This window comes from Ruegeria sp. H7 (assembly GCF_056532945.1).
The window spans coordinates 42,033-59,431 of the sequence record NZ_JBQFNZ010000008.1; the positions used below are offsets into that span (position 1 = coordinate 42,033).

Annotated in this window: 20 protein-coding genes; 6 read left to right on the forward strand and 14 right to left on the reverse strand. The window is 61.4% G+C overall.

Annotated elements, in window-relative coordinates; translation table 11 throughout:
- Window positions 1–13 precede the first annotated feature (13 nt).
- Entirely contained in the window at window positions 14–508 is a 495-nt protein-coding gene (gene def / locus ACR0AC_RS16605) for a peptide deformylase (protein ID WP_170454685.1), read from the reverse strand.
- Complete coding sequence (gene def, locus ACR0AC_RS16610; protein ID WP_170454687.1) at window positions 505–1,023, reverse strand: peptide deformylase; 519 nt, start codon at window positions 1,021–1,023, stop codon at window positions 505–507. The genes def (ACR0AC_RS16605) and def (ACR0AC_RS16610) overlap by 4 nt, the downstream gene beginning before the upstream one ends.
- Window positions 1,024–1,117: 94 nt before the next feature.
- Here def (ACR0AC_RS16610) and ACR0AC_RS16615 point away from each other — a divergent pair, with 94 nt between their 5' ends.
- Window positions 1,118–2,290: a MalY/PatB family protein gene (locus ACR0AC_RS16615; protein WP_170454689.1), complete on the forward strand. Its 1,173-nt coding sequence runs from the start codon at window positions 1,118–1,120 to the stop codon at window positions 2,288–2,290.
- 68 nt (window positions 2,291–2,358) lie between these two features.
- Here the strand turns inward: ACR0AC_RS16615 and ACR0AC_RS16620 are convergent, their stop codons facing one another.
- Window positions 2,359–2,712, reverse strand: coding sequence for a hypothetical protein (locus tag ACR0AC_RS16620; protein ID WP_170454691.1), 354 nt, complete (start codon window positions 2,710–2,712; stop codon window positions 2,359–2,361).
- A gap of 216 nt (window positions 2,713–2,928) precedes the next feature.
- On the opposite strand from ACR0AC_RS16620, the gene ACR0AC_RS16625 reads away from it, so the two are divergent.
- Window positions 2,929–3,918 (forward strand): glutathione S-transferase family protein, encoded by a 990-nt coding sequence (locus ACR0AC_RS16625; RefSeq protein WP_170454693.1) that lies wholly within the window; start codon window positions 2,929–2,931, stop codon window positions 3,916–3,918.
- Here the strand turns inward: ACR0AC_RS16625 and ACR0AC_RS16630 are convergent.
- Window positions 3,900–4,262 carry a response regulator gene (locus ACR0AC_RS16630; RefSeq protein WP_170454695.1) on the reverse strand — a complete coding sequence of 121 codons (363 nt, stop codon included), beginning with the start codon at window positions 4,260–4,262 and terminating at the stop codon, window positions 3,900–3,902. The genes ACR0AC_RS16625 and ACR0AC_RS16630 overlap by 19 nt on opposite strands.
- Before the next feature lie 183 nt (window positions 4,263–4,445).
- Here ACR0AC_RS16630 and cobD point away from each other — a divergent pair, with 183 nt between their 5' ends.
- The 3 genes from cobD to ACR0AC_RS16645 are packed head-to-tail and all read left to right on the forward strand — an operon-like array spanning window position 4,446 to window position 7,496.
- Complete coding sequence (cobD, locus tag ACR0AC_RS16635) at window positions 4,446–5,405, forward strand: threonine-phosphate decarboxylase CobD (protein WP_170624257.1); 960 nt, start codon at window positions 4,446–4,448, stop codon at window positions 5,403–5,405.
- Window positions 5,402–6,322, forward strand: coding sequence for an adenosylcobinamide-phosphate synthase CbiB (cbiB, locus tag ACR0AC_RS16640; RefSeq protein ID WP_480585321.1), 921 nt, complete (start codon window positions 5,402–5,404; stop codon window positions 6,320–6,322). The genes cobD and cbiB overlap by 4 nt, the downstream gene beginning before the upstream one ends.
- Window positions 6,323–6,332: 10 nt before the next feature.
- A complete protein-coding gene (locus ACR0AC_RS16645; RefSeq protein ID WP_170624261.1) occupies window positions 6,333–7,496 on the forward strand; it encodes a lytic murein transglycosylase in 1,164 nt (387 codons plus the stop codon).
- Window positions 7,497–7,500: 4 nt separating this feature from the next.
- Here the strand turns inward: ACR0AC_RS16645 and ACR0AC_RS16650 are convergent, their stop codons facing one another.
- From ACR0AC_RS16650 to ACR0AC_RS16670, 5 genes are all read right to left on the reverse strand, one after another.
- Window positions 7,501–7,848 carry an acyl-CoA thioesterase gene (locus tag ACR0AC_RS16650; RefSeq protein ID WP_170455039.1) on the reverse strand — a complete coding sequence of 116 codons (348 nt, stop codon included), beginning with the start codon at window positions 7,846–7,848 and terminating at the stop codon, window positions 7,501–7,503.
- 221 nt (window positions 7,849–8,069) lie between these two features.
- Window positions 8,070–8,420: a hypothetical protein gene (locus tag ACR0AC_RS16655; RefSeq protein ID WP_170454704.1), complete on the reverse strand. Its 351-nt coding sequence runs from the start codon at window positions 8,418–8,420 to the stop codon at window positions 8,070–8,072.
- A gap of 53 nt (window positions 8,421–8,473) precedes the next feature.
- Entirely contained in the window at window positions 8,474–11,929 is a 3,456-nt protein-coding gene (locus tag ACR0AC_RS16660) for a chromosome segregation SMC family protein (protein ID WP_480626907.1), read from the reverse strand.
- A 140-nt stretch (window positions 11,930–12,069) separates the two neighbouring features.
- The gene (locus ACR0AC_RS16665) at window positions 12,070–12,465 is read right to left on the reverse strand and encodes a hypothetical protein (protein WP_170454709.1); all 396 of its coding nucleotides are present in this window, start codon (window positions 12,463–12,465) and stop codon (window positions 12,070–12,072) included.
- Window positions 12,466–12,507: 42 nt separating this feature from the next.
- Window positions 12,508–13,707, reverse strand: coding sequence for an aminotransferase-like domain-containing protein (locus ACR0AC_RS16670; RefSeq protein WP_480874907.1), 1,200 nt, complete (start codon window positions 13,705–13,707; stop codon window positions 12,508–12,510).
- A 150-nt stretch (window positions 13,708–13,857) separates the two neighbouring features.
- On the opposite strand from ACR0AC_RS16670, the gene ACR0AC_RS16675 reads away from it, so the two are divergent.
- Window positions 13,858–14,628: a FadR/GntR family transcriptional regulator gene (locus ACR0AC_RS16675; RefSeq protein WP_480874910.1), complete on the forward strand. Its 771-nt coding sequence runs from the start codon at window positions 13,858–13,860 to the stop codon at window positions 14,626–14,628.
- Window positions 14,629–14,708: 80 nt separating this feature from the next.
- On the opposite strand, the gene ACR0AC_RS16680 is transcribed toward ACR0AC_RS16675, so the two are convergent.
- The 5 genes from ACR0AC_RS16680 to ACR0AC_RS16700 form a co-directional block, all read right to left on the reverse strand.
- Entirely contained in the window at window positions 14,709–15,269 is a 561-nt protein-coding gene (locus tag ACR0AC_RS16680) for a F0F1 ATP synthase subunit B (protein WP_170520225.1), read from the reverse strand.
- A gap of 5 nt (window positions 15,270–15,274) precedes the next feature.
- Entirely contained in the window at window positions 15,275–15,826 is a 552-nt protein-coding gene (locus ACR0AC_RS16685) for a F0F1 ATP synthase subunit B' (protein ID WP_170454717.1), read from the reverse strand.
- Between the two features lie 86 nt (window positions 15,827–15,912).
- On the reverse strand, window positions 15,913–16,137 hold the full coding sequence (locus tag ACR0AC_RS16690; protein WP_005981269.1) for a F0F1 ATP synthase subunit C: 225 nt from the start codon (window positions 16,135–16,137) through the stop codon (window positions 15,913–15,915).
- 76 nt (window positions 16,138–16,213) lie between these two features.
- Window positions 16,214–16,972, reverse strand: a complete 759-nt coding sequence (locus ACR0AC_RS16695) for a F0F1 ATP synthase subunit A (protein ID WP_170454719.1) — start codon at window positions 16,970–16,972, stop codon at window positions 16,214–16,216.
- 2 nt (window positions 16,973–16,974) lie between these two features.
- On the reverse strand, window positions 16,975–17,307 hold the full coding sequence (locus ACR0AC_RS16700; protein ID WP_170454720.1) for an AtpZ/AtpI family protein: 333 nt from the start codon (window positions 17,305–17,307) through the stop codon (window positions 16,975–16,977).
- Between the last annotated feature and the right edge of the window lie 92 nt (window positions 17,308–17,399).

Here is a 17,399-nt window from a genome sequence, read left to right on the forward strand (position 1 = left end):
GCTGAAGCCCGGCCTACGTTGATTTTCGCGCCTTGCGCAGCAGCATGTCGCGTTTGACCTTGCTCAGCCGGTCGAAATACATCCGCCCGTTCAGATGGTCGATCTGATGCTGAACGCTGGTGGCTTCGATGCCCACAAAATCGCGGCGATCGATCATCCCGTTTTCGTTCAGAAATTTGACCGTCACAGCGCGCGGGCGCTTCACTTTGGCCGACACGCCGGGCAGGTTCGGGCTGGCCTCCTCATGTTCGCGCAATTCGATCGAACTGTGCAGGATTTCCGGATTCGCAAGCCGCACGGCCCGGCCCCGCTCGGTCGAGCCATCCACCACGGCCAACCGCAGCATCACCCCGATCTGGGTAGCAGCAAGGCCAACGCCCGGCATCGCCTCCATGGTATCGATCATGTCATCCCAGATTGCGCGGATGTCATCGGTGATTTCAGCCACGTCCGCAGCCTTGGCGCGCAGGCGTTTGTCAGGCCACGGCAGGCAGGTGCGAACCGTCATGTGCGCGCCTTTTCGCGTTTCAGCTTCTGCATCTTGCGCGTGATCATCTGCCGTTTCAGCGGTTTGAGGTAATCGATGAACAACTTGCCGTTCAGATGGTCGATCTCATGCTGTACGCAGGTGGCCCAAAGACCGTCGAACGTCTCGTGCTGGGCGTTACCGTTCTGATCCATCCAGGCCACATCCACGACCTTGGGGCGCGTCACCTCGGCATATTGTTCGGGGATCGACAGGCAACCTTCCTCATACACATTGGTTTCGTCCGAAGACGCAATGATCTCGGGGTTGAACATGACCAGCGGGCGCGGGGCCTCGCCCTCTTCCTTGACGCAATCCAGCACGATCAGCCGATCCAGCACGCCGATCTGCGGTGCGGCCAGACCGATACCGGGCGCGTCATACATCGTCTCCAGCATGTCGTCGGCCAGCTTGCGCAGCTCGTCCGTCAGATCAGCCACGGGCGCGCAGACCTTTTTCAGGCGGGGGTCGGGATGGATCAGGATATTGCGTTTCATGGGGCTGATTTAGGCCATCGCGCCCGCCGCCGCAACGCCCCCCTTGCACATGCCCGATTTGCCGTTAGCTTTCGGCCAGAGAAACGGAGCTGACATGACCTTCAACACCCTGATCGACCGCCGCGGCACCCAGAGTTCAAAATGGGACAAGATGGAGCAACTCTATGGCGTTTCGCCCGAGGACGGGTTGGCCATGTGGACCGCCGATTCCGATTACCAGACAGCCCCCTGCGTGATCGATGCGGTCCGGCGCGCTGCGGATCATGGGGTGTTTGGCTATTCGTGGAAGCACCCCGAGTATCTGGGTGCGGTCCAGTGGTGGATGCAGAACCGGCATGACTGGCAGATCGACACCGATTGGATTCTGACCACGCAAGGGCTGGGCAATGCAATCGCCCTGTGCCTGGACGTCTGGAGCGATCCGGGCGACGGCGTGGTGATCTTCACCCCCGTCTACCATGAGTTCGCGCACAAGGTGAACAAGTCCGGCCGCCGCGTGGTGGAATGCCCGCTGGTCCGAGATGGTGACAGCTATGGGATCGATCTGGAAGACGCGCAGTCGCGGCTGGACGGGTCGGAAAAACTGTTGCTGTGGTGCTCGCCCCAGAACCCCTCGGGGCGCGTTTGGACATCTGATGAACTGAAGGCGGTCGCTGCATTCGCGGAACGTAACGGGCTGATATTGGTATCAGACGAAATCCATCACGATCTGGTTTACCCCGGAGCCAAGTTCGTCCCGATGGATGTTGCAGCGCCCGAGGCGCGCCCTTGGACCGTGACGCTGACGGCAGCATCGAAGACCTTCAACATCGCCGGACAGCGCACCGGCAATATGATCATCCCCGACCCAAAGCTGCGCGCGGCGATGAATCACCGGTTGGTTACGCTGGACTATGACCCCGGCGCACTGGGCGTCGCCATGATCACCGCCGCCTATTCGCCGGAAGGGGCCGAATGGGTCGATGCCCAGGTCGCGCATCTGGACGGCAACCGCCGCCTGTTTGATGCCGCCATCGCGGATATCCCCGGCCTATGGTCGATGCCCCTGCAGGCGACCTATCTGGCGTGGGTCGATTTCTCGGGCACCGGTATGGATCATGCCGAATTTGTCCGACGCCTGCGCGAGGACGCCCGGATTGCCTCGTCTTCCGGCCCCGGATTTGGAAAGGGTGGAGAAACCTTTGAACGGTTCAATCTGGCCACCCAACGCGCACGGGTGGAAGAGGCCTGCGCCCGGTTGAAACAGGCGTTTGGAGACCTGCAATAAGCCTGCTCTCGCCGGGCCGGATTGCTGTAGCGGCACCGACCGACAAAACCCGGCCCGAGAGGTTTCGCCTACTCCTCGTGCCCCAGCAACGCGATTGGGGCATCCGGGGCGCGGTAGAAATCCAGCGGCGCTTTGTCATGGGCGGCGGTGCTGCGCTTGAACTCGTATCGCATTTCGCCACCCTCTTCCTCATCCGCGATGATCAGGCACTGATACAGGTGGTTGGCGCCGTCGTAGATATCGACCAGCCCGCGCAGGCGCGGCGTGGTCTCGGCCTCGACCGTAAAACCGTCTTTCCACAGTTTGAGGATTTTGTAGCGATTGTCGCCAATCTCTACCCGCAAACGGCTGGATTTCTTCAGGGATGCGATTCGCGCAGCGTCTAATTCGGCGCGAATCTCCTTGGAAACATAGGTACTCATCAAAAATATCCCCCTTGAATGCATAATATTGTGAACACCGATACGTAAAAATCCAGTGAACTGCGTCACATAGGCTGAACCAACCGGCAAAATGTTGCGCGGACATCTCAGCGCTGTCTGTGCGCAAGCGCAGGTTGGTTGCGCAAAAGCTGGGATAGGAAGGGCAGCCTCTGCGCCCTATCTTTGCCCTGACACTTGGGATGCGGAGGACGCGCGATGGGCCTGCTGGTCGATGGAAAATGGCACGACACATGGTATGATACCAAATCCACTGGCGGGGCATTCAAACGCAGCGCCGCGCAGTTTCGCAACTGGCTGACCGCCGATGGCAGCGCGGGCCCGTCGGGCAAGGCGGGCTTCAAGGCGGAGCCGGGCCGCTATCACCTCTATGTCTCGCACGCCTGCCCGTGGGCGCATCGCACGCTGATCTTCCGCGAGCTAAAAGGCTTAAGCGATCTAATCCCGGTCTCGGTCGTGCATCCTGACATGATGGACAAGGGCTGGACGTTTGAGACAGACGATCACGGCGCAACAGGCGACGCCCTCTACGGTCTGGATTTCGCCCATCAGATCTATACCAAGGCCGATCCCGGCTATTCCGGGCGCGTTACGGTTCCGATCCTGTGGGACAAGCAGCAACAAACCATCGTGTCGAACGAAAGCTCGGAAATCATCCGCATGTTCAATTCCGCCTTCGACGGGATCACCGGAAACACCGATGATTACTGGCCCGAGGCGATGCGCGACGACATCGAAGAGGTCAACGCCCGCATCTATTCCGACGTCAATAACGGCGTCTACAAATCCGGCTTTGCCACCACGCAAGAAGCTTATGATACCGCCGTTCATCCGCTGTTCGACACGCTGGACTGGCTGGAGGACCGGCTGGGCCACAACCGCTATCTGATGGGGGATCGCGTGACCGAGGCGGACTGGCGCCTGTTCACCACCCTGATCCGCTTTGATCCGGTCTATCACCTGCATTTCAAATGCAACAAAAGGCGGCTGGTCGATTATCCGAACCTCTGGGCTTATACCCGCGAGCTATACCAATGGCCGGGCGTTGCGCAGACGGTGAACATGAACCATATCGTGCGGCACTATCACTACAGCCATGACAGCATCAATCCGCACCGGATCATCCCGGTGAACCCGGCGCTGGACTACATGGAACCGCATGGTCGTGGTCAGCGACCCGCCGCGTAATGTTCAACCATCGCCGCCAGATCCTCTGGCGGCGTTGCACTTTGCACATAGGCACAGGCATTGGGGCTGTGGGCAAAGATGGACCCGTCCGAAAAAAACGTGGTGTTGGTGACAAAGATCACCCGCGCCTCGGGGCGGCGATAACTGGCGAAATCGGCCACGGCCAGCGCACTGCCGCTTTCCAGCACCAGATCCAGCACGATGATGTCAAAGGCCGTGCCATACAGCGCGAGGATCGCAGCCTCTTGCCCGGCGACCAGTTCAACCTCGGCACCTTGTCGTTCCAGATGCCTTTTCCAGACCCGACCAAGGTCGGGGTTACTCTCAACAATCAGAACTTTCATTTGCAACAACCTCGGCACTTGGTATGGTGAGTGGTGCCGACCCCCATGGTCTGTGATCCCGTGATTTCCTTAACAAAGTGTTAACGATGGTGCCGACACGCGCTGTTCACGCGGATTTGCTTGTCAAAACGGCAAAAATCCGCTTGAAGCAGGTCGAATCCGGCGTTTGGGACTTATGGCGCGATGACTGACACCAATTTGAACCCGCGCACCAAACGCGACCACGGCGGCGGGCTGGACGATGCGATCAAGCGGTATGGCGGCACGCGGGACGGATGGATTGATCTGTCCACCGGAATCAACCCGCACCCCTATCAGGTCTCAGACCTGATCGCGTCAGACTGGACGCAACTACCCGATCATGGCGCGTTCGAACGGCTCAGCGAGGCCGCGCGCCGCTTTTGGTCCGTCCCGGACGCCGCCGCGATTCTGCCCGCGCCCGGAGCGTCAGCCGTAATCGCGCGCCTGCCCGCACTTGCCGCGCCCGGTCGGGTTCAGATCACGACGCCAACCTATAACGAACACGCCGCCGCCTTTTCCGCACAAGGCTGGCAGGTGCATGCGGATGCCCCGGCTGAGGCCCGCGTCATCGTGCACCCCAACAACCCGGACGGGCGGCTTTGGCAGGAGGCCGACGCCAACGCCCCCCTGACAGTGATCGACGAAAGCTTTTGCGACGTAATCCCCGAAGCTTCCTTGATCCATTTGGCATCTCGTCCCGGTATCATTGTTCTGAAGAGCTTTGGCAAATTCTGGGGGCTGGCCGGGCTGCGCCTGGGTTTTGCCATTGGTCAACCTGACACAATTGCCAGGTTGAACGATCTGACCGGGCCATGGGCGGTATCCGGCCCCGCCCTGCGCATCGGCACACGCGCCTTGCAGGACGAGGCTTGGGCCGCGCAAACCCGAACCAGACTGGCGCAGGAGGCAGCCCGTCTGGACACAATGCTGACAAGCAAAGGGGCCAAGCTGGTGAGCGGAACGTCCCTGTTCCGTCTCTATAATGTTGATGATGCGCACGTCTGGCAGGACCGTCTGGCTCAGGCTCATATCTGGAGCCGCATCTTCCCCTATTCCAAAACCTATCTGCGCCTCGGCCTGCCCCCCTCGGACGGCTGGTCCCGGCTGGACGCCGCGTTATGAGCGCAGCGCTGCTGCTGGCCTGCGCCCTGTGTCTGGACGCAGCGTTGGGTGAGCCTGATTGGCTGTGGTCGCGCCTGCGTCATCCTGCGGTGCTTATGGGCAATGGGGTCGGCCAACTCGACAAACGCCTGAACCAGGGCGGAAACAAACGCCTCAAGGGCGTGATCGCGCTGGTTCTGCTGGTCGGTATCGCCGGGGCGTTGGGCTGGCTTCTGGCCTTGCTGGGACCGGTGGTCGAGGTCGTGATTTGTGCGATCCTTCTGGCCCAGAACTCGCTGGTTGCCCATGTCCGCGCCGTGGGCGACGGGTTGCTTGACTCGATCACCGAAGGGCGCGCCACAGTCGCCATGATCGTCTCGCGCGATATCTCCGACATGACCGAGGCTCAGGTCGCGCGGTCAGCCATCGAAAGCGCCGCCGAGAACCTGAGCGACGGCGTCATTGCGCCTGCTTTCTGGTTCCTGATCGGGGGGCTGCCGGGGCTGCTGATCTACAAGGCCGTCAACACCGCAGACAGCATGATCGGGTACCGAAACGAAACCTATCGCGACTTCGGCTGGGCCTCGGCCCGGTTTGACGATCTGCTGAATCTGATCCCGGCGCGACTGACCTGCCTGATGATCGTCGCACTTTCGGGCCAATGGTCCCGCTGGACCGAGATCATCGCGGACGCGCGCCGCCATATCTCACCCAATGCCGGATGGCCCGAAGCGGCAATGGCACGCGCGCTGGACATCGCCTTGGCCGGACCCCGCAGCTATCACGGGCAATTGCGCGATCTGGCCTGGGTGAACGGGAATGCAAGGCGCGAGATCGGCGCGGCAGAGGTTTTCCGCGCATGCCGTATGCTGTGGTCCGTCTGGGGGCTTGCACTCGGCCTCGTGTCAGTGTGGGTTGGGGTCACGCTGATTTTCTAAAGGACACCTTATGCGCTTGTTGCCTTCCCTGTTCGCCGCCGCCTTGTTTTCGGCACCCGCTTTTGCCCAATGCGGTGGCGGGTTCAGCCAGTTCGTGGGCGGCCTGAAAACCGAAGCGGTGCAGAAGGGTTTTGATCAGGGCACCGTCGATGCGTTCTTTCAGGGCGTTCAGCAGGACGGCGCTGTGCTGCGGGCTGACCGGGCGCAGGGCGTGTTCCAGATGCCTTTCATTGATTTCTCGCGCCGCCTGATCTCGCAAAACCGGATTGACCGCGGCCAGTCCATGTCGCGCAAATACGAGGCCGTGTTTGACCGGATCGAGCGGGAATACGGTGTCTCGCGCGGCGTGTTGCTGGCCTTCTGGGCGTTCGAAACCGATTACGGCGCGGTGCAGGGCGATTTCAACACCCGTAACGCGCTGGTGACCCTGGCCCATGACTGCCGCCGCCCCGATCTGTTCCGCCCACAGATCTTCGCGGCGATCGAGCTGTTCCGCCAGGGCAATTTCGACCCGCAGCGCACCACCGGAGCCTGGGCCGGCGAGATCGGTATGGTTCAGATGCTGCCGCAGGACATTCTGGACAATGGTGTAGACGGGGATGGGGACGGTCAGGTTTCGCTCAAGACCTCGGCCCCCGATGCGCTGATGTCCGGGGGCAAGATGCTGTCCCATCTGGGCTGGCAACCCGGCCAGCCCTGGTTGCAGGAAGTCACCGTGCCCGCGCAGATGGACTGGTCCCTGTCAGGCCCCGGCAAACCGCGTTCGGTGGCCGAGTGGCAGGCGATGGGCATCGAGGCACGCGGCGGATCTTTGGCCGACCTGCCCGCCTCACTGATCCTGCCGCAGGGCCACAAGGGGCCTGCCTTTCTGGCCTATCCGAATTTCGACGTCTATTTCGAATGGAACCAAAGCTTCGTCTACGTCCTGACCGCCGCCTATTTCGGCACCCGTCTGGAAGGCGGCCAGATATACAACGCGGGCAACCCGACACCGGGCCTGTCGGATGCTCAGATGAAACAGCTACAGACCAAGCTACAGGCGCGCGGGCATGACGTCGGCAAGATCGACGGCATTCTGGGCGCAGGAACGCGGTCAGCCGTTCAGGCGGAACAGGTGCGGCTGGGATTGCCCGCGGATGCTTGGCCGACGGCGGAGTTGTTGGGGAAGTTGTAGCCCATTAATCGCCTTGATCGCTTTCAAAGACAGGTCGCGGTGCACCTGTATCGTCCAAAGCAACAAATACGAAATCCGCGTCGGTTACCTTTTGACCATTGTGGGATTGTCTCGGGCGTGCCCAGACATCCACATGCACACGCATGGATGTGCGACCAATTTTAACCAGCGTTGCGTAAAGCGTCACTTCATCCCCAACCTTGACCGGTTGCAGGAACTGCATTGCTTCGACCGATACCGTCGCTGTTCGTCCCTGTGCCACGCGCGCCGCCATATTGCCCGCAGCCAGATCCATTTGCGACATCAACCACCCACCGAAAATGTCACCCGCCGGGTTGGTGTCAGCGGGCATCGCAATGGTGCGAATGACAAGAACGCCGTCATCCTGCTGGCGACCATGCGATCCTCGTTTTTTTCCAAGTGCGAGCCGTGTGTCGGTGTCTTCAGTCACAGATCAAGTCCTTCGATGGGCAGATGTCAGGCAAGTATCTCGTCAGTCTGACAAGTTTAGCGTTCAAACTAAAGAGACGACCTATTTGCATGGTGGTTAAAGGCTGACCACATTGCCGACTATCACTCCGGCCGCACCGGATACCGATCCCCCTTCTCATCTATCAGAATTAATCGATCTCCACTGCGCACGTACAAATCACACCGGCTGAATCCATTACGATAGGCAATGCAGACGCTGCCATCCTCGGCGATGCTGTAGGTGCCGAAGGCCGATTCTCCGCTGGCATAGGTGTAGGAATACGCCCCGCCCGCCGAAAACTTGGATTGACCGTCATCGTAAAAGGTCAGCGTGCGGCCCGCCAATGCGTCCAGTTCCTCGGGGCTGAGGGGGACGTCGCCGGGTTTGGTTGGCCATTCAGCCGCCGCAAGCGGGCTGGCCAATAGCAGGGCAAGGATCAGAATACGTCTCATGCGCCCAAGTTAGCCCGATATCTTCGCAACGTTCATAACGTTGCGGTGAGCGGTCAGGCGACCATCTGCTCGGCCTTCTTCAGATCGACCGAGACCAGTTGGCTGACGCCCTGTTCCTGCATGGTCACACCGAACAGCCGGTCCATCCGCGCCATCGTTACCGCGTGGTGGGTGATGATCAGGAACCGCGTGTCGGTCTGGCGGCACATCTCGTCCAGCAGGTCGCAGAAGCGGGTGACGTTGGCGTCGTCAAGCGGCGCGTCGACCTCGTCCAGAACGCAGATCGGGGCGGGGTTGGCCAGAAAGACGCCAAAGATCAGCGCCGTCGCGGTCAGGGTCTGTTCGCCACCCGACAGCAGGCTGAGGGTCGAGAGCTTTTTACCCGGCGGCTGGCACATGATCTCAAGCCCCGCATCCAGCGGATCGTCGCTTTCGACCATGACCAGATTGGCCTCGCCACCGCCAAACAGGTGCTTGAACAGCATGGCGAAGTTCGAGTTCACCTGCTCAAACGCGGTCAGCAGCCGTTCGCGGCCTTCGCGGTTGAGGCTGGCGATGCCGCTGCGCAGGGCCTTGATGGCCTCTTCCAGATCGGCCTTTTCGCCGTTCAGGGTGTCGAATTCTTCCTGAACTTCCTTGGCATCCTCTTCGGCGCGCAGGTTCACCGCGCCCATCGCGTCGCGCTGGCGCTTGTGGCGGTTTACCTCGGCCTCAAGTGCGTCGGCGGCGGGCATCTGGTCCGGGTTCACGTCCAACTGGTTCAACAGTTGGTTTGGCGTCAGTTGCTGATCCTCGGCAATCCGCTCTGCTGCGGCGACAACGCTTTCCTTGGCCGCATCGCAACGCGCCTCGGCTGCAGCGCGAGTTTCCCGCGCCTCTGAGGCCAGTCGCTCGGCCTCACGCTCGGCCAGCACAACTTCGCGCTGCTGGGTCTCGGCCTCGGCCAGCTTGTCGGCGGCCTCGGCGCGGCGGGCCTCGGCGGTTTCGATCAGCTCGTTCAGTTCCTCACGCGCCTCGGCGATCTCGCCGGGGGCGGCCATGGCCTCGGTCAGTTCCTCTTCCGAACTTTCCTTGCGTTCGGCCAATTCCGAGATACGCTTTTCGGCGGTCTCCAACCGGTGCTTCCACCCGCTGAGGTCTTTCGTCACCTCCTGACTGCGACGCGTTCGCGCCTCACCCTCACGGCGCAACTCGTCATGGGAGGACCGGTGGGTCAGCATGGTGATCCGCGCCGCTTCGACCGTCTGCTTGATATCTTCAACCTGCGCACGGGCGCTATCGAGGTCACCCAGACCAGTCAGCGCGCCCTCAGCTTCGCGCAGCTGTGCGCGGGCCGACATGGCGTCTTCTTTGTGGCGGTCCACGGCCAGCGTCAGTGTTTCCAGCTTGCCCTGTGCCAGATTGCGGTCGGCCTCGGCCCGGCTGAGCAAGCGGGCGGTTTCGGCCATGCGCTGGTCGGCGGCACGACGGGCTTCGCGTGCGCGGCGGTCGGCCTCTGTCACATCAGCCAGTTGCTGCGACAGCGCCTCATGCGCAGCGCGGGCACCATCGGCCTGCGCCTCGGTCCGGGCCAGTTCCTGTTTCAGCGCCTCCAGCTTGTTGAGCTGTTCCAGCCGCAGGGCCGCCGCACTTGGCGCATCCTCGGCCCAGGCACGGAATCCGTCCCAGCGCCACAGATCGCCCGAGCGCGATACCAGCCGTTGACCCGGCTGCAATGATGCCTGCAACCGCGCACCCTGATCCGCATCAACCAGCCCGATCTGAGCAATCCGGCGGCTGAGACGATCGGGGCCGGATACATGCAGCGCCAGCGGCTCAGCACCTTCCGGCAGTGGTTGGTCTGCGTCATATCCCGCAACCTGCACCCAGCCCGACGGGCCATCTCCATCCACCAACGGAGCACGCAAATCATCGGCCAATGCCGCGCCCAGAGCTTTTTCGTAGCCCGGCTCAACACGCAGCAGGTCCAGCACTTGCCCGCCCTCGGCTGTATCTCGTTCGACCAGTTTGGCCAGCGCCGACGTCTCGGCGCGAATTGCGCCCAGCTCGCCCTCAGCCTCGGACCGTTGCGCACGGGCCTCGGCCTCACGCGCCTGGGTGTCGTTGCGCAACTCATCTGCGGCGGCCAAGGCCTCTTCGGCGGCTTCAGCCGCTTCGCGGGCCTCTTCTTCGCCCTCTTGCGCAGACTCGAACGCCTCGCTGGCCCGAGTCAGGGCCGATTTGGCGTCAGCAACTGCCGAGCGGGCCTTGTCCTCTTCGGCTTCCGACCGGGCCAATGTCTTGCGGCTGTCCTCGACCAGACGCTGCGCGGACTGGTGACGCGCGACAAGGCGGGCCATATCCTCGGTCTGCTGTGACAGGTGATCCTCGCGGTCCTGCAGCACCGATGCGGCCTCGCGCGCAATCTCAGCGGCCTCAGAGACCTTGTCGTCATGCCCCTCGGCGGCCTTGGCCAGTTCGCGGGCTTCCCATTCCAAACGCTCGATCATCTCACCCGCGTCGCGGTTCAGACCGGCCTCGCGCTCGATATCGTTGCCCAGTTGCCTGATCCGGTTGGTCAGCGTCTCGATGGTCTGGCGCGCGCGGGTCTCCTGATCCGAAAGCTGATCGCGCTGCACCTGCTGGCGTTGCAGGACGGCGGCGGCGATGGCTTCTTCCTCGCGCAGGGGTGGCAAGGTCTCTTCGATCTCGGCGCGTTTGGCGGCTGCGGCGCGGGCTTCGGCCTCGGCCCGGGACGCTTCGGTCAGGCGCTCGCGTAGCTTTTCCTCGGCCTGCTGGCGGGCCATGTCGGCCTCTTTCCAGCGGCGATACAGCAACATCCCCTCGGCCTGCCGCAATTGCTCGCCAATTTCACGATACCGCGCGGCCTGACGGGCCTGACGCGCCAGCTGCGCCAGTTGCGCGCCCAACTGTTCCAGCACGTCATCGACACGGGTCAGGTTGGTCTCGGTCCCTTTCAGCTTCAACTCGGCCTCGTGCCGGCGCTGATAAAGGCCGGAGATTCCCGCAGCCTCCTCAAGAATGCGGCGGCGGGCGCGGGGCTTGGCGTTGATCAGTTCGGCAATGCGGTTCTGCCCCACCAGCGCCGGGGAATGCGCCCCGGTCGAGGCGTCGGCGAACAGCATCTGCACGTCACGCGCCCGCACGTCCTTGCCGTTTGTCTTGTAGGCACTGCCCACATCGCGGGTGATGCGGCGCACGATCTCAAGCTGATCGCTGTCGTTGAACCCCGAGGGCGCGAGGCGTTCTGAGTTGTCCATGGTCAGGACCACTTCGGCGAAATTGCGCGCCGGACGCGTGGCGGCACCGGCAAAGATCACATCCTCCATCGCGCCGCCGCGCATGGATTTGGGGCGGTTTTCGCCCATGACCCAGCGCAGAGCCTCAAGCAGGTTGGACTTGCCGCAGCCGTTCGGCCCCACCACACCGGTCAGCCCGTCCGCGATGATCAGATCGGTCGGATCAACAAAGCTTTTGAAGCCGGTCAGTTTGAGTTTGCTAAAGCGCAAAAGCGACGAGTCCCTTGATTCCTGTTGTCAGGAAGTCTGCGCAACGGAGGGGCGAGGTGTCAACGTGATTGCGCAGGATATGGGATATTGGCCCGACTTATCCACAATATCTTGCCGAAATACGCAAATAAGCGCAGTTCTCAATATGGCGTACACTCGAACACTTCGTAGGCATAGCCGCTGGACGCGCCATAGTTGATACATTCGTAATTGGGTCGCGAGATGGCGGTCAGCAGCAACCGCTCCCCCGCCTCGCGGTCGCAACCCAAAACGCCGACCGTCACCGCCGCATCGCCCAGCACATCCAGGATCGGGCAACCCGACACCTGCGCCATGGCCAGCGCTGCACGATCCCGGATTGGGCCAAGGCGTGGGGCGTATTGCGCGTTGACGCGGACCGCCTCGGCCAGTTCGCCGCGCACGCGCACGTCAAACACACTGCCGTTTACGGCAACGCGCGTGGCAGGGACGTTGCGAAAATGGGGCGTGCCAGCCGAACAGGCCGCAAGCAGAAAGAGGGCGAGATACCGGATCATGCCGCAGGGTTGCAGTAAATTGGTTAACAGACCCTTTCCGCGTCAGGCCCGCAGCACGTTGCCCAACCTGCGAATACCTTCGCGGATCGTTGCCTCATCCGAATTGGAAAAGCTCAGCCGGATGGTATTGGCCCCGCTGCCGTCCGGAAAGAACGCCTGACCGGGCACAAACGCCACTTTCTCGGTCGCCAACGCACGCGCCAGCAGGTCGGACCCGTCTGTGCCCACCGGAAGCGTGACCCAGATGAACATGCCGCCCTCGGGCCGGGTCCAGACCACGCCATCCGGCATGTGCTGCTGCAAGGCGGCCAGCATCGCATCGCGCCGCGCCTGATAGGTTGCGCGGACCTTGGGGATATGGGTGTCGAAACACGCCTCGGCCACCTGATGCACGGCCATCTGGTTGATGGTGGCCGAGTGCAGATCAGCGGCCTGTTTCATCAGCACCATCTGCGAGATGACCGGCTTGGCAGCGACCACCCAGCCCATCCGCAATCCCGGCGACAGTGTTTTCGAAAAGCTGCCGCAATAGATCGTGCGGCAGTTTTCAATCGTTCCTTTCTGCGCAAGTTCCAGCGCCAGAACCGGTGGAATAGCCTCGCCATCATAACGCAGGGCCTGATAAGCCCCATCCTCGATCACCGCGCATTCCAGTTCTTCGGCCAGGTCCAGCAGCGCCTCGCGCCCGTGCAAATCAACCGTCTCTCCGGTCGGGTTCGAGAAATCCGGTGACAGATAGGCGAACTTGACCGCCCCGTCCCCGGCCGCCTCACGATATTCCCCAGCACCGCGATTGCCGTTGATGCTGAGCCGGTCAAACCGCGGCTCATAGGCGTTGAAAGCTGCCAAAGCCCCAAGATAGGTCGGCCATCCGACCAGGGCCGTATCGCCCGGCGACAGGAACAGCTTACCAAGATAGTCCAGCGCCTGTTGCGAGCCCGAGGTGATCAGGATGTTGTCGACCTCGCACTCGACCCCGATCTCCCGCATATGGCGGACCAGCCACTCGCGCAGCGGCGCATAGCCTTCGCTGACCGAGTATTGCAGCGCCTGCGCCTGAGTGTCCGGCCCAAGCGCTGCCTGGAACGCCTGCAAAAACGCATCTGCCGGGAACAGGGCCGGATCGGGGATTCCACCAGCGAATGAGATGATGCCGGGCTGGTCCAGCAGTTTCAGCAATTCCCGTATCTCGGACGCTTTCATTCTGGATGTACGGGTGGCGAACAGGGTCTGCGCGGTCATGAGGCTCCTCCGATCTCAATTCGGGCAGCCTATGCAGAACAGTATTAAAGTCAACAATGCTGACCTAATGTTTCAATCAAAGTGAAACTGTCCTTCTTGAACCCGGACCCCCAATGTGGTCATATGTTTTGACCAATTTCGGACGTGTATATGCCCTTTCAAAAAGTTCAGACCGAAAAGCTGTCGATTGCCGTTGTCCGGCAGATCGAATTGCTCATCCTGCGCGGCATCCTGCGCCCCGGCGAGCGTCTGCCGTCGGAGCGGGAACTGGCCGAGCGCATGGGCGTGTCCCGCCCATCTTTGCGGGATGCCATTTCCGATCTGCAGGACCAAGGGTTGCTGACCGCAAAGGCCGGATCCGGGATCTATGTGGCCGAAGTTCTGGGCTCGGCTTTTTCCCCTGCCCTGATCCGGTTGTTCAGCAGCCATGACGAGGCAGTGTTCGACTATCTGTCCTTCCGCCGGGATATGGAGGGGCTGGCCGCCGAGCGCGCAGCGCGGCTTGGGTCCACCAGCGACCTCAAGGTGGTTCAGACCATTTTCGACCGGATGGTCGCCGCCCATGACCGCAACGCCGCCGAAGAAGAAGCCAAGCTGGACGCCGATTTTCATATGGCCATTATTGAGGCCAGCCATAACGTGGTCATGCTGCACATGATGCGGTCGATGTACGATCTGCTGCGGCAGGGCGTGTTCTACAACCGTCAGATGATGTTTCAGCAACGTGCCACGCGTGAGGCCATTCTGGACCAGCACCGCGCGATCAACACAGCCCTGCAAGCTCGGGATCCCGAGGCCACCCGTTTGGCGGTCGAACAGCATCTGGATTTCGTCGAGCGCTGCATGAAGGATCAGCAAAAGGCCGAACGCAACGAGGCGATTGCACAGCAACGCCTGGCGCATGAGACGGGTCAGGCCTAGACGCGCCAACCGCTTTGGGCACCTGAAACAAAAAAACCCGGCGACTGCGCCGGGTTTTCTTAATTCGGGATAGGCAATTGTCAGTGCAGCTTTTCGCCCACGTCAGCAATGGCCGCATCGATCAGCTTGTTCGCCTGAGCAGCGGTCATCTGCTTGGCCAGCACAGCGTTAGCTGCCGAGACAGCAACGGTGATGGCCTGATCGCGCACTTCCTTCACAGCCGAAGCCTCAGCCGACGCGATCTGGTCCTGTGCGGCCGCCAGACGGCGCGCGATGGATTTCTCCAGATCGACCTTGGCTTGCTCTGCTGCCAGCGCCGCGTCATCCTTGGCCGCAGCCACGATGGCATCCGCCTGCGTCTGCACTTCGCGCTGCTTACGCTCGTACGAGGCCAGCAGGCTGCGCGCTTCTTCATGCAGGGCGCGGGCTTCGTCCAGTTCGGACTTGATGCCCTCGGCCCGGTTGTCCAGCGCGCCACCGATCATGCCGGGGACCTTGAAGTAGAACAGGACCGCGATGAAGACGATGAAGCCCAGAGTGACGACAAAGTCTGTATTGCCAAGCGAGAAGAACGGGCCGCTTGCGGCCAGCGCCGGGCTTGCGGCACCGAAGGTCAGGATAAGGGCAAGAGTGTTCCGCATGTCACTTATCCTTTCATCTGCGCGTCAACGGCACCGTCGATGGCTTTGGCATCCGCCTCGCCGCCCAGTGCTGTGACCAGTTCAGCCGCCGTATCCTTGGCAACCACTTGAATGCTTTCCAGCGCACCGGCACGGATGTCGGCAATTGCCTTTTCCGATTCAGCCGCCTTTGCAGCGATTTCCGCATCCGCCTTGGCAATCGCGTCGTCCAGACCAGCCTGGATTTCGGCGCGGGCTTCCGCTGCGATACGCTGTGCCTCAGAACGGGCATCGGCCAGCGCCTTGTTATAGGCCTCTTCAGCCTCGACCGCCTTGGCCTTCAGATCTTCGGCCGCAGCCAGGTCATTTGTAATGGTCCCCTGACGTTCAGCCAGGATTGCCGCGATGCGGGGCAAGGCCACGCGGGACAGGACCAGAAAGATGACGACCAGCGTAATGACCAGCCAGAAAATCTGGTTGGGGAACCAATCGAAGCAGAGCTGCGGCATCCCGATGGCAGAGCCATAGGAGTCGACGCACGAGCCGGCTACCTCTTTAGTAATGGGTTCAGTCGCCATGATATCCTCCGTCGGAAACTTGTCTTTACAACAGGTGGGCCGCTATGGCTTGGGCCCACCTGCGCGTAAGGATCAGGTTCCGCAGATTATACGGCGAACATCAGCAGCAGCGAGACCAGGAATGCGAAGATCCCCAGGGCTTCTGCGAACGCGATACCGATGAACAGGGTTGCGGTCTGCGAAGCAGCCGCCGAAGGGTTGCGCAGGGCGCCGGCCAGGAAGTTGCCTGCAACGTTGCCCACCCCGATTGCGGCTGCGCCGGAACCGATTGCTGCCAGGCCTGCGCCGATGTGTGCGAGATCGCCTTCCATGATGTATCTCCTTACGAATTGGAAGTTTCGATGTTGGGTTATCGTTCCTGCGTAGGATGGGTGATTTCACCCATCTTTAGTGATGCGGATGCAGAGCGTCCTTCAGGTAAACACAGGTCAGAATGGTGAAAACGTAGGCCTGAATGAAGGACACGAGGACCTCAAGGCCATACATTGCGGTGATCGCCAGAACGGACACGGGCGAAATCGCGGCAATCGCGGCAAAGCCTGCGAACACCTTGATAACAGCGTGGCCTGCCATGACGTTACCAGCAAGACGAATGGAGTGGCTGACCGGGCGCACGAAGTACGAGATCAGCTCGATGATCGCCAGAATGGGACGCAGCGCCAGCGGGGCGCTGGACACCCAGAACAGGCTCAGGAAGCCTGCGCCGTTCTTGACAAAGCCCAGCACGGTCACGGTCAGGAAGACCGACAGCGCCAGCGGGATGGTCACGGCGAAATGCGACGTTGTGGTGAAGGACATGGGGATCATGCCCAGGAAGTTCGCGCAGACGATGAACATGAACAGAGTCATCACATAGGGGAAGTACTTGACGCCTTCCTTGCCGCAGATGTCTTCCAGCATCTTGTAGATGAAGCCATAGGCCAGTTCTGCGACCGACTGCATCCGGGTCGGAACAATCGCGCGCTTCGAGGTCGGCACGATCAGCAGCAGAATGATGGCCACGATCGCAAGGAACAGCCACAGCGTCACGTTGGTGATCGTGAACATGCCCACCGCACCGTCACCGAACAACGGCTTAACGATGAACTGATCCATCGGGTGGAAAACCAGGCTGCTGCCTTCTGCTGCGGTGGTCTCAGTTGCCACGTTCAGTCCCTCTCGTCCTTCTCGGCCGCCTCAGCCGCCGCTTGTTTCTCTTGAACCTCTTTCGCGCTGCGGAGCATAACCTTCACGCCCGCGACAAGGCCCAGCAATGTGAACAGCACCAGAAAGATCGGGATCGTCCCGAACAGGCTGTCCAGCCCGTATCCGATGCCAAATCCGATCCCCAGACCGGATACCATTTCGATGACCATCCTCCAGGCAAGCTCGCCCCCGGACACGTCAGCATCCGCACGAGGCTTGGGCTGTTTCGCCTTTTTCGCCGCGTCGATCTTAGCCTCCAGCTGCGCCATACGCTGCTTTTGGTCGTCATCGGTCACGGGCGTTTTCCTCGCACAGTCTTGGGGCTAGGTGCTAAGGGGCGCAGGGCACAGAGTCAACGGTGTTGAGCGCCCGAATTGCCGCAGGATAA

Excerpts from the sequence above, each read along its gene's own strand:
- def (WP_170454685.1), bottom strand. The coding sequence starts at position 508 with ATGACGGTTCGCACCTGCCTGCCGTGGCCTGACAAACGCCTGCGCGCC.
- def (WP_170454687.1), bottom strand. The coding sequence starts at position 1,023 with ATGAAACGCAATATCCTGATCCATCCCGACCCCCGCCTGAAAAAGGTC.
- ACR0AC_RS16615 (WP_170454689.1), top strand. The coding sequence starts at position 1,118 with ATGACCTTCAACACCCTGATCGACCGCCGCGGCACCCAGAGTTCAAAA.
- ACR0AC_RS16620 (WP_170454691.1), bottom strand. The coding sequence starts at position 2,712 with ATGAGTACCTATGTTTCCAAGGAGATTCGCGCCGAATTAGACGCTGCG.
- ACR0AC_RS16625 (WP_170454693.1), top strand. The coding sequence starts at position 2,929 with ATGGGCCTGCTGGTCGATGGAAAATGGCACGACACATGGTATGATACC.
- ACR0AC_RS16630 (WP_170454695.1), bottom strand. The coding sequence starts at position 4,262 with ATGAAAGTTCTGATTGTTGAGAGTAACCCCGACCTTGGTCGGGTCTGG.
- cobD (WP_170624257.1), top strand. The coding sequence starts at position 4,446 with ATGACTGACACCAATTTGAACCCGCGCACCAAACGCGACCACGGCGGC.
- cbiB (WP_480585321.1), top strand. The coding sequence starts at position 5,402 with ATGAGCGCAGCGCTGCTGCTGGCCTGCGCCCTGTGTCTGGACGCAGCG.
- ACR0AC_RS16645 (WP_170624261.1), top strand. The coding sequence starts at position 6,333 with ATGCGCTTGTTGCCTTCCCTGTTCGCCGCCGCCTTGTTTTCGGCACCC.
- ACR0AC_RS16650 (WP_170455039.1), bottom strand. The coding sequence starts at position 7,848 with ATGCCCGCTGACACCAACCCGGCGGGTGACATTTTCGGTGGGTGGTTG.
- ACR0AC_RS16655 (WP_170454704.1), bottom strand. The coding sequence starts at position 8,420 with ATGAGACGTATTCTGATCCTTGCCCTGCTATTGGCCAGCCCGCTTGCG.
- ACR0AC_RS16665 (WP_170454709.1), bottom strand. The coding sequence starts at position 12,465 with ATGATCCGGTATCTCGCCCTCTTTCTGCTTGCGGCCTGTTCGGCTGGC.
- ACR0AC_RS16670 (WP_480874907.1), bottom strand. The coding sequence starts at position 13,707 with ATGACCGCGCAGACCCTGTTCGCCACCCGTACATCCAGAATGAAAGCG.
- ACR0AC_RS16675 (WP_480874910.1), top strand. The coding sequence starts at position 13,858 with ATGCCCTTTCAAAAAGTTCAGACCGAAAAGCTGTCGATTGCCGTTGTC.
- ACR0AC_RS16680 (WP_170520225.1), bottom strand. The coding sequence starts at position 15,269 with ATGCGGAACACTCTTGCCCTTATCCTGACCTTCGGTGCCGCAAGCCCG.
- ACR0AC_RS16685 (WP_170454717.1), bottom strand. The coding sequence starts at position 15,826 with ATGGCGACTGAACCCATTACTAAAGAGGTAGCCGGCTCGTGCGTCGAC.
- ACR0AC_RS16690 (WP_005981269.1), bottom strand. The coding sequence starts at position 16,137 with ATGGAAGGCGATCTCGCACACATCGGCGCAGGCCTGGCAGCAATCGGT.